Source organism: Burkholderia sp. BCC1977 (genome assembly GCF_905339595.1).
Lineage (GTDB): Bacteria > Pseudomonadota > Gammaproteobacteria > Burkholderiales > Burkholderiaceae > Burkholderia.
On record NZ_CAJPGQ010000084.1, the window covers coordinates 1 to 9,658 of the forward strand.

Sequence of the window (9,658 nt, forward strand, 5' to 3'; positions counted from 1 at the left end):
TGATTCACATGGCCAGCTCCTCGCGCTCTCGCGCACATTTTCTGCCGGGTATGGAGGGGCGAGATTCGCCCCATCGACTTGGGTCGCACGACGGTCGAAGGCTCGGTATGGCGCGCTGGCGCAACTAACCCGTACTCGCTGGGATTCTCAGCCAGTATCCGCAAGACCAACGTGTTCCCAATCACTAACATATGGGGCGTTAAGTGCTAGCTACCGGCTGCCGGCCGTAGCACGGACGTTCATCATGCCCATTATCGAATCCACACTTTCAACATCGAGCGACAGCTTTAATGCTAATCGCGAAGGAATGGTTGGGTTGCTCAATCGAGTCCGTGGACTCGAGGAGCGTACCCGGTCAGTTTCTGCTAACTCGAAGTCGCGCTTCGAAAAACGCGGTCAGCTGCTTCCGCGGGACAGGCTGGCGATCCTTTTGGACCCCGGCGCTCCATTTCTGGAGCTTTCCACTCTTGCGGGCTACTGCTTGGACAAACCGGAACCGGATGCCAGTGTTCCGGGGGGCGGGGTCATCACAGGCATAGGTTATGTGAGCGGTGTGCGCTGTATGGTGCTCGCTTCGGACTCGGGCATCGAAGCCGGTGCGCTGCAGCCGATGGGGCTCGACAAGACACTGCGAGCGCAGGAGCTCGCGTTGCAGAACAAACTTCCACTGGTGCAACTCATCGAAAGCGCCGGTGCGAATCTCATGGCCTATCGTATCGAGGAGTTCGTGCGGGGAGGGAATATCTTCCGTAATCTCGCTCGATTGTCGGCTGCAGGACTTCCGGTCATTACCGTGACCCATGGTTCGTCGACGGCAGGCGGGGCCTACCAAACCGGCCTCGCAGACTACATCGTGATGGTTCGTGGGCGTTCGCGCGCCTTCTTGGCTGGCCCGCCGCTCCTGAAGGCTGCGACCGGCGAGGTGGCCAGCGAAGAAGAGCTGGGTGGGGCCGAAATGCATTCGACAATTTCAGGTTTGTCGGATTACTTGGCCGAAGACGATCGCGACGCGCTACGCATTGCGCGAGAGTTGATGGCCAAGCTGCGCTTCAACGCCGATGTTCGGCCTCTGTCTGTCCAGAAGGCGAAGCCTCCGCGCTATGAGGCCGAAGAACTACTTGGCATCATGCCAATGGACCATCGGCGCCCGGTGGACATGAAGGAAGTCATCGCCCGCATCGTTGATGACTCGGATTTTCTAGAGTTCAGTCCATTGTATGGATCGGCGACTGTATGCGGTAACGCGACGATCGAGGGATTGCCCGTCGGGATTATTACGAACAATGGACCTATCGACCCCGCAGGCGCAACGAAGGCAACCCACTTTATTCAGGCGTGCTGCCAAGCTAATGTTCCCATTCTCTATCTGCACAATACAACCGGATTTATGGTGGGCCGGCTCTATGAAGAGGCTGGGATCATCAAGCACGGGTCCAAGATGATTCAAGCGGTGGCAAATGCTACCGTGCCGCAAATCACTCTCTATTGTGGGGCTTCCTTCGGCGCCGGGAACTATGGCATGTGCGGCCGGGGATTCGCTCCGCGCTTCTGTTTTGCTTGGCCAAACGGAAAGACCGCGGTGATGGGCGCGGAGCAGGCTGCCAAGACAATGGCGATCGTCACGGAACAGGCGATGCAACGCCGAGGTGCGGTCGATTCGGCGCAAATCGAGCGTCTTCAGGAGAAGATCGTTGCCAACTTCGAGCGTCAGATGGACGTCTTCACCACTAGCGCACACTTGCTAGACGACGGTGTTATCGATCCACGCCAAACCCGTTCGGTTCTGGCGTATGTGTTGGCTATCTGTCGTGAAGCTGAAGTATTTCAGCCGCAGCCAATGCAGTTCGGGGTCGCGCGTCCCTGATACGTCGCGTAGACGGCCCGTAGCCAAACACACTGAGTACTGAGGAATGCAATGCAATTTTCCGCTGAACACGAAGAAATGCGCCGGACTGTCGAACGGTTTGTGACGGAAGAGATCAATCCGAACGTGGAGCGTTGGGAGGATGCCGAATGTTTCCCCGCTCACGAGGTTTTCAAGAAGATGGGAGATCTCGGGCTACTGGGCATCACGAAGCCCGTGGAGTTTGGGGGGCTCGGATTGGACTACAGCTACAGTTTGGTGCAAGCCGAAGTACTGGGCGCTTCCGTCTGCAATGGCGTTTCGTTGGCGATCGGCGTTCAAACCGACATGGCAACGCCAGCGCTCGCAAAGCATGGCTCCGACGAGCTGCGGCGCGAATTCCTGGCTCCGGCGATCGCCGGGGAGTATGTCGCATGTCTAGGCGTATCGGAGGTTGGCAGCGGATCCGATGTGGCATCGGTCAAGACAACCGCGCGCAAGGACGGTGACGACTATGTCATCAATGGTGGAAAAATGTGGACAACGAACGGTACGCAAGCAGATTTCTGTATTGTGCTCGCCAACACCGGCGACGGACAAGCGCATCGGAACAAGTCGTTGATCGTCGTACCGATGAAGACGCCAGGGGTCCAGGTAACCAAGAAGATCCGTAAGATCGGTATGCAGGCTTCGGACACGGCGCAGATATTTTTCGACGACGTGCGCGTTCCGCAGTGCTATCGCATTGGTGACGAAGGGCGCGGCTTTTTTTATCAGATGGAGCAATTCCAAGTTGAGCGCCTTTGGGGTGCTGCCGGTGCCTGCGCAGGGATTCTGCGCGCAATCGAGGAAACCATCGATTACACGCGGGAGCGCAAGGCTTTCGGGCGCTCGATCCTCGATAACCAGTGGGTACAGTTCAAACTCGCGGAGTACAAGACGGAGGCCGAGGCGCTTCGGTCACTGGTATATCGTGCGTACGACATTGTCGTTGCCGGCGGTGACGCCACTGAACTTGCATCCATGGCCAAGCTCAAGGCCGGGAGACTGAACCGCGAGGTGATGGACGGCTGCCTGCAATTTTGGGGAGGCATGGGGTACACAAGAGAGGCCACGATCTCTCGTCGCTTCCTCGATGGCCGGCTCTGCTCGATCGGCGGCGGCGCGGACGAGGTCATGTTGCAGATCATCTCCAAGTTCATGGGCACGTTCTCAGCTTGAGGTCGGCAATGTTTCATAAGATTCTGATCGCCAATCGTGGCGAGATTGCCCTGCGCGTGATTCGAACGGCGCGAGCCATGGGGTACCAGACGGTAGCCGCGTATTCGACCGCCGACGCTCGATCCGTCCACGTGCGCGAGGCCGATCAAGCTGTCTGCATCGGGGACCCATTGCCGGCGGAGTCGTACTTGCGCATCGATGCAGTCATTGAAGCTGCGCGCCGGAGTGGGGCGGATGCAGTCCATCCCGGGTATGGCTTCTTGGCCGAGAATGAGGACTTCGCTCAGGCGTGCCTCGATGCAGGGTTAGTGTTCATTGGACCTTCGCCGCGGGCCATCGTCGAGATGGGCAACAAGGCCGGTGCGAAGCGGCTGATGATGGCAGCGGGCGTTCCCTGTGTTCCAGGCTACGAAGGCGAAGACCAGACGGAACAGACACTTGCCGAGCAAGCCGAGCGCATCGGTTATCCGGTGATGATCAAGGCCACTGCCGGAGGTGGCGGACGTGGGATGCGCTTGGTGCATTCATCGGCTCAGTTTGTCGATGCCTTGCACAGCGCGAAATCCGAGGCGAAAGGAGCGTTTGGCGATGACGAGGTCATCCTAGAGCGGGCCATCGTCGAGCCTCGTCATATCGAGATCCAGGTGTTCGCAGATAGGCACGGTAATGCAATCCATCTTGGGGAGCGCGATTGTTCGGTGCAGCGACGTCACCAGAAGGTGATTGAGGAGGCGCCGTCACCAGCCGTCGATTTGGAGTTGCGGGCAAGAATGGGCTCTACCGCGGTTGCTGCGGTCAAGGCGATCGGCTATGAGGGCGCCGGCACGCTCGAGTTCCTGCTAGATAGGGATGGCAACTATTACTTCATGGAAATGAATACTCGGCTGCAAGTCGAGCACCCGGTGACCGAAGCTATCACAGGGTTGGACCTTGTCGAGTTGCAATTGCGAGTGGCTACCGGCGAGCCGTTGCCCCTGACTCAAGACGACGTAGAACTCAACGGTCATGCGATCGAGGTGCGTCTGTGCGCGGAGAGCGTGCCCCGTGGCTTCATTCCGCAGAGCGGAAAGATGTTGATGTGGAGCATGCCGGGGGATATTCGGGTGGAACACGCGCTGGAGGCAGGGAGCGAGATTTCGCCGTACTACGATTCAATGATTGCGAAGCTGATCACGCACGGCCCTTCAAGGGAGGACGCAAGGCGAAAGATGGTTCGCGCGCTCGGCGAAGCGGTCGCGCTAGGTGTCGAGACGAACCAGGTGTTTCTGCGTCAATGCCTCATGCACGAGTCTTTTATCGGTGGGCAAGCTACGACCGGCTTTATTGCAGCGAACCACGACGCACTGCTGAAAAAGGATGAGGAAACCGACGCGTGCGCACAGGCACTTGGCGTGGCATTGCTGTATGCAACGGCCTACGAACACCACGGCGATGGCGGTGGCATGAGTCCCCGGCTACCGATTGCATTCCGCTTCGAGGTGGATACCCAGCCTTGCGTTGCTGACGTCGCACACCATGGTAACCGGCACTATGTCGTCCGCGTCGGCGAGCGAACATTCAACATCACGCTTCTGACGCTGGGGAAGCACCATGCGCGGTTTGTCTGCGATGGTCTCATGGAACAGGCGGAATGGCGTCGCGAGGCGGGCGAACTCTGGTTGCATTTTCGTGGCCGGCCGTTCCGGGTCGAAGATAAAACTCATTCTCCCGCGACACTCAGAGGCGATGCTAGCGGCGATGGCCGGATTCGTGCCTCCATGAACGGCAGGGTGATGACTGTATTCGCGACCGAAGGGGACATCGTTGAGGTGGGCCAGCCAGTGATTACCCTTGAGGCCATGAAGATGGAGCACGTCCATGTCGCGCCTGTCTCGGGGCGATTGTTGGCAGTTCACGTGAAGGTGGGCGACCAAGTAGCCGCCCACCGAATCGTTGCCGAGATCGAGCGGAATAATTGATTTCGCCACGCCGCAGGAGCCGTCACCTATGACCGAAAAGTCGGCAGTGTTGTTAGAGCAACGCGACCGTGTCTTCTGGATCACCATTAACCGTCCGAGTCGACGCAATGTACTTAACGACGACGTCGTTACCGGAATCGTAGAAGGCTACCGGATAGCTCACTCGAATCCCGACGTGCGCGCGATCGTTTTGACGGGTGCCGGTGACCAGGCATTCTGCGCTGGCGCGGACTTGCAGCCGGGACGCACCTTCCAATTCGATTTTTCCGAGCCGCACATCGCCTACGCCAACATGCTGCGTATGGCCGCTGATGCGTTGCTGCCTTGCATTGTCCGTGTCAACGGCGCTTGCCTGGCAGGAGGGATGGGCTTGCTATGCATGGGAGATCTCGCGGTCTCAGCCGATTCCGCGATTTTTGGTTTGCCCGAAGTCAAGGTGGGGGTATTTCCAATGCAGGTGCTGAGCCTTCTTCAAGACCTCGTGCCGCAACGCGTCATGCGCGAGTGGTGCCTGACGGGCGAGGCTTTCAATGCATCGACAGCGCTGGCACATGGTCTCGTCAACCACGTGGTGCCGGCGGCGGATCTGGACAGCGCCACTGACGCGTTGTTGTGCCGCCTGATCGACAAGTCTCCATCTGCTATACGCCGCGGAAAATATACGCTTCGTGCCATTAGCGCCATGTCCTTCGATCAATCGATTGCATTTGCAGAAAGTCAGATTGCCCTTGTAGGGCAGACGGAAGACGCTCGAGAAGGGGTCGCCGCATTCCAGGAAAAACGCAGACCTGTCTGGACCGGGCGATGACGCCAGACGGACCAATGCGTTCATCGTTGGTAGCCTGCGGGCGTAACGTGACGGGTGCATTACACCTACCTGCTTCGCCCGCAGTGAACGTGTACTGGTGGTCTGCATTGAGATTGCGTTCTCTCGACCCGTGAGCACTGTCCCAGGCATCGATCGCTAACCAGTTTCCGCAAGACGCAATCTACGGTGGCTTATAACCTTGGCGATAGAAGGCCACGTTTTGTGGCCGCCATTTAGGAGGATTGATATGAGCGACAAGGTCGTGATCACCTGTGCGTTGACGGGGGTTTTGACCGACCCTCAGCGGCACCCTGTCCCGGTTACGCCCGAGCAGATGGCCGCTGAGGCGAAGGCGGCTTACGATGCAGGGGCTACGGTAATGCACATTCACCTGCGTCAGCAGGAGCCGGGAAAAGGTCACCTGCCGTCGTGGGATAGCGGCTTGTCGGAACAGATCCAGCAAGCTATTCGTGATGCTTGCCCCGGAGTCGTCATTAACCATTCCACCGGCGTTGTCGGTTCGGATATCGCCGGCGCACTCTCGTGCATTCGTGACACGCAGCCAGAAATCGGCGCATGTAATGCGGGTTCTCTGAATTACTTGAAGACGAAGGCCGACGGATCCTGGGCATGGAAGCCGTTGATGTTTGACAACCCTGTGTCGAAGATTCAAGAATTCATCGATGTGATGAAGGACGCAGGAACGCTTCCTGAATTCGAATGCTTCGATGTGGGTATCGTGCGAAGCGTCGGGATGTTCGTAGAGGCGGGTATGTATAGCGGCCCGTTGGAATACAATTTCGTGATGGGAGTGGCTTCGGGCATGCCCACAGATCCGGAACTGCTGCCTATCCTTGTCGAGCTAATGCGTAAGCCGGCAAATTGGCAAGTCACGGCAATTGGGCGTGAGGAGATTTGGCCGTTGCATCGGAGGACTGCCGAGTTGGGTGGATTTCTTCGGTCTGGCTTGGAGGACACCTTTTATCTCCCGGATGGAAGCCGAGCAAGGTCAAACGCGGAATTGATCGACCAGCTCGCGCGGTACGCGCATGAAGTTGGACGAAGCGTAGCGAGCCCCGACGAAGCTCGATCGTTGATGCACCTGAATTGACTGCCCACTAGCTTGACTTTGCTCCGCACGGTGGGTGTGATTTCCTGCACCCTCTCAAACGGGGCATGGGTAACCGCGATCGGAGCGCAGCGCAACCGGACTCGATTAATACGTTCACTGACGATGCGCGAGTTGACTCGCGAGGCGCTGCTTCGCGGCTGCTCCAAGACACTCGTTTGTTGGTTGTCTGTAATTTCGTACTTCGCCCTCGCGCAAGAAAAAGTGCCTTTGGGCGGCGTGGCCAGGAGAACATGGTGAAGATTGTGGTGGCAGTAAAGCGCGTGGTCGACGCAAACATCAAAGTTTCAGTGAAAGCCAACGGTACTGGCGTCGACATTGCGAATGCAAAGATGTCGATGAACCCGTTCGACGAAATCGCTGTTGAAGAGGCGGTGCGTCTGAAGGAAGCGGGTGCGGCCACGGAAGTGGTGGCGGTGTCGGCCGGCGTGATGCAATGCCAGGAGACGTTGCGCACGGCGCTGGCGATCGGTGCCGATCGCGCGATCCTGATCGAAACGAACGAAGATCTGCAGCCACTGGCCGTGGCGAAGCTGTTGAAGGCGCTCGTGGATAAAGAGCAGCCGCAGCTCGTGATCCTGGGAAAGCAGGCGATTGACGACGACTCGAATCAAACCGGCCAAATGCTCGCCGCGCTCGCGAACTTGCCGCAAGCGACGTTCGCTTCGAAGGTGACGCTTGCGGACGGCAAGGCATCAGTGGCGCGTGAAGTCGACGGCGGCGCCGAGACGCTGACGTTGACGCTGCCGGCCGTGGTTACGACAGACCTGCGCCTGAACGAGCCGCGCTACGCGACGCTGCCCAATATCATGAAGGCGAAGAAGAAGCCGCTGGAAACGATCAAACCCGAAGATCTCGGTGTCGACGTGGCCCCCCGTCTGAAGACGCTGAAAGTGGCCGAGCCGCCGAAGCGTAGCGCTGGTGTGATGGTGCCGGACGTGCAGACACTGGTTGAGAAGCTGAAGACTGAAGCCAAGGTGCTGTAAGGGGAGCAAGAGACATGACGATTCTTGTTATTGCAGAACACGACAACGTGTCGATCAAGGGCGCGACGCTGAACACCATTGCCGCCGCTCAGAAGATCGGCGGCGATGTCCACGTGCTAGTGGCGGGCCACAACGCGCAAGGTGCGGTTGATACGGCGGCCAAGTTCGCTGGCGTGGCGAAAGTGCTGTTGGCCGATGCACTGCACCTGGCCGAAGGCCTCGCGGAAAACGTCGAAGCCACCGTGCTGGACATCGCGAAGGATTACTCGCACATTCTGGCACCGGCCACCGCTTACGGCAAGAACGTGACGCCGCGCGTGGCGGCCAAGCTCGATGTAGCACAGGTCAGCGAGATCACGGCCGTGGTGTCGGCCGACACGTTCGAGCGTCCGATCTACGCGGGCAACGCGATCGCAACAGTCCAGTCGGGTGATGCGGTCAAGGTGATTACGGTGCGCGCGACGGGCTTCGACGCGGTTGCAGCGGAAGGTGGCAGCGCATCGGTCGAGAAGATCGAAGCGGCGGCCGATCGCGGTATCTCGCAGTTCGTGAACCGCGAAGTGGCGAAGCTCGATCGTCCGGAGCTGACGAGCGCGAATATCATCGTGTCGGGTGGCCGCGGGCTGGGGAGCGGTGAGAACTACACGAAGGTGCTGGAGCCGTTGGCGGACAAGCTCGGCGCGGCGCTGGGCGCATCGCGCGCGGCTGTCGATGCAGGCTATGTACCGAACGACTATCAGGTTGGCCAAACGGGCAAGATCGTCGCGCCGCAACTGTATGTGGCGGTTGGTATCTCGGGTGCGATTCAGCACTTGGCCGGCATGAAGGATTCGAAAGTGATCGTGGCGATCAATAAGGATCCCGATGCGACAATCTTCAGTATTGCAGATTACGGCCTTGTCGGCGATCTGTTTGCTGCGGTCCCGGAGTTGGTTGACAAACTGTCGTGTTAATCGATAGGGAGCCGTAGAGCTTGACGTATGGACACGATGGCGAGGATGCGCTTTGAGAACGCCATCATCGCGAATGCGGATGACGCTTCGATTTGGCGATGGTTTTCATACCTGCTGGAAGAGCGCCGCATTCGTTGGCGCTTCCAATTCGGAAATTGGCACGTCAGCGTCGATCGTGTGCATGTGGCGAGAGAATCCACCTTTGACGATGCGATTCGCGAGGCCAAGGCGGTAGCGGAAGAGTCGCACATAGGTTTGCTTTAATTGGAGGAGAAGTTATGCGCGAGGTCCTGCGATCCTCGGGTGCAGAGCATCTTGCGAAACCATTCCACTCAGATTGGGAATTTGTCGGCGGGAGGTAGCAAAGCCTTCGCGAATGTAGATTAAGGCGAATGTGTTTTCAGTGATTTTACCCACGAACCACGGAGTCCTTTAATTTGGCGTTGGTCAATGTTTCAAAGGGTAGCGGTGACCCTGAACCAGAATTAGTCCCGGTCGGAAGTGGAGATTTCCGGCTTGGTTGAGTTGTCAGGAGAGGCGGATTGCCGGGTTGCAAGTGCCACGCAAGCGACCCCGTCGACGCGTGTCGGTCCATCGCCCTCGACCGCAGCCGGCGACCGCAGCACGACACGTCTGGGCGTACGACTTCGTATTCGACGCGTGCGCTAACGGCAAGCAGTTGAAGTGTCTGACGGTGATCGATGAGTACACGCGTGAATGCCTGGCAATCGATGTGGCCGGATCGATTCGTTCCGGGCGG

8 protein-coding genes and 1 pseudogene are annotated in these 9,658 nt (G+C 58.4%); all 9 read left to right on the plus strand.

Going from position 1 to position 9,658, the window contains the following annotated elements:
* Positions 1-244: 244 nt before the first annotated feature.
* Entirely contained in the window at positions 245-1,864 is a 1,620-nt protein-coding gene (locus U5771_RS34200; RefSeq protein WP_322028034.1) for an acyl-CoA carboxylase subunit beta, read from the plus strand.
* A gap of 51 nt (positions 1,865-1,915) precedes the next feature.
* Positions 1,916-3,064, plus strand: coding sequence for an acyl-CoA dehydrogenase family protein (locus U5771_RS34205; protein ID WP_322028035.1), 1,149 nt, complete (start codon positions 1,916-1,918; stop codon positions 3,062-3,064).
* An 8-nt stretch (positions 3,065-3,072) separates the two neighbouring features.
* On the plus strand, positions 3,073-5,022 hold the full coding sequence (locus U5771_RS34210) for an acetyl-CoA carboxylase biotin carboxylase subunit (RefSeq protein ID WP_322028036.1): 1,950 nt from the start codon (positions 3,073-3,075) through the stop codon (positions 5,020-5,022).
* Positions 5,023-5,050: 28 nt separating this feature from the next.
* Positions 5,051-5,830 (plus strand): enoyl-CoA hydratase/isomerase family protein, encoded by a 780-nt coding sequence (locus U5771_RS34215; protein WP_322028037.1) that lies wholly within the window; start codon positions 5,051-5,053, stop codon positions 5,828-5,830.
* Between the two features lie 247 nt (positions 5,831-6,077).
* Complete coding sequence (locus U5771_RS34220) at positions 6,078-6,941, plus strand: 3-keto-5-aminohexanoate cleavage protein (protein WP_322028038.1); 864 nt, start codon at positions 6,078-6,080, stop codon at positions 6,939-6,941.
* A gap of 254 nt (positions 6,942-7,195) precedes the next feature.
* Positions 7,196-7,945, plus strand: a complete 750-nt coding sequence (locus U5771_RS34225) for an electron transfer flavoprotein subunit beta/FixA family protein (RefSeq protein WP_322028041.1) — start codon at positions 7,196-7,198, stop codon at positions 7,943-7,945.
* Between the two features lie 14 nt (positions 7,946-7,959).
* Positions 7,960-8,898, plus strand: coding sequence for an electron transfer flavoprotein subunit alpha/FixB family protein (locus tag U5771_RS34230; RefSeq protein ID WP_322028039.1), 939 nt, complete (start codon positions 7,960-7,962; stop codon positions 8,896-8,898).
* Positions 8,899-8,925: 27 nt separating this feature from the next.
* On the plus strand, positions 8,926-9,162 hold the full coding sequence (locus U5771_RS34235) for a hypothetical protein (RefSeq protein ID WP_322028040.1): 237 nt from the start codon (positions 8,926-8,928) through the stop codon (positions 9,160-9,162).
* A 274-nt stretch (positions 9,163-9,436) separates the two neighbouring features.
* Positions 9,437-9,658: pseudogene (locus tag U5771_RS34240) on the plus strand (IS3 family transposase); the annotation flags it as partial.

Bases quoted from the DNA above. Each gene is read 5' to 3' on its own strand.
- U5771_RS34200 (WP_322028034.1), top strand. From the start codon at position 245: ATGCCCATTATCGAATCCACACTTTCAACATCGAGCGACAGCTTTAAT.
- U5771_RS34205 (WP_322028035.1), top strand. From the start codon at position 1,916: ATGCAATTTTCCGCTGAACACGAAGAAATGCGCCGGACTGTCGAACGG.
- U5771_RS34210 (WP_322028036.1), top strand. From the start codon at position 3,073: ATGTTTCATAAGATTCTGATCGCCAATCGTGGCGAGATTGCCCTGCGC.
- U5771_RS34215 (WP_322028037.1), top strand. From the start codon at position 5,051: ATGACCGAAAAGTCGGCAGTGTTGTTAGAGCAACGCGACCGTGTCTTC.
- U5771_RS34220 (WP_322028038.1), top strand. From the start codon at position 6,078: ATGAGCGACAAGGTCGTGATCACCTGTGCGTTGACGGGGGTTTTGACC.
- U5771_RS34230 (WP_322028039.1), top strand. From the start codon at position 7,960: ATGACGATTCTTGTTATTGCAGAACACGACAACGTGTCGATCAAGGGC.
- U5771_RS34235 (WP_322028040.1), top strand. From the start codon at position 8,926: ATGGACACGATGGCGAGGATGCGCTTTGAGAACGCCATCATCGCGAAT.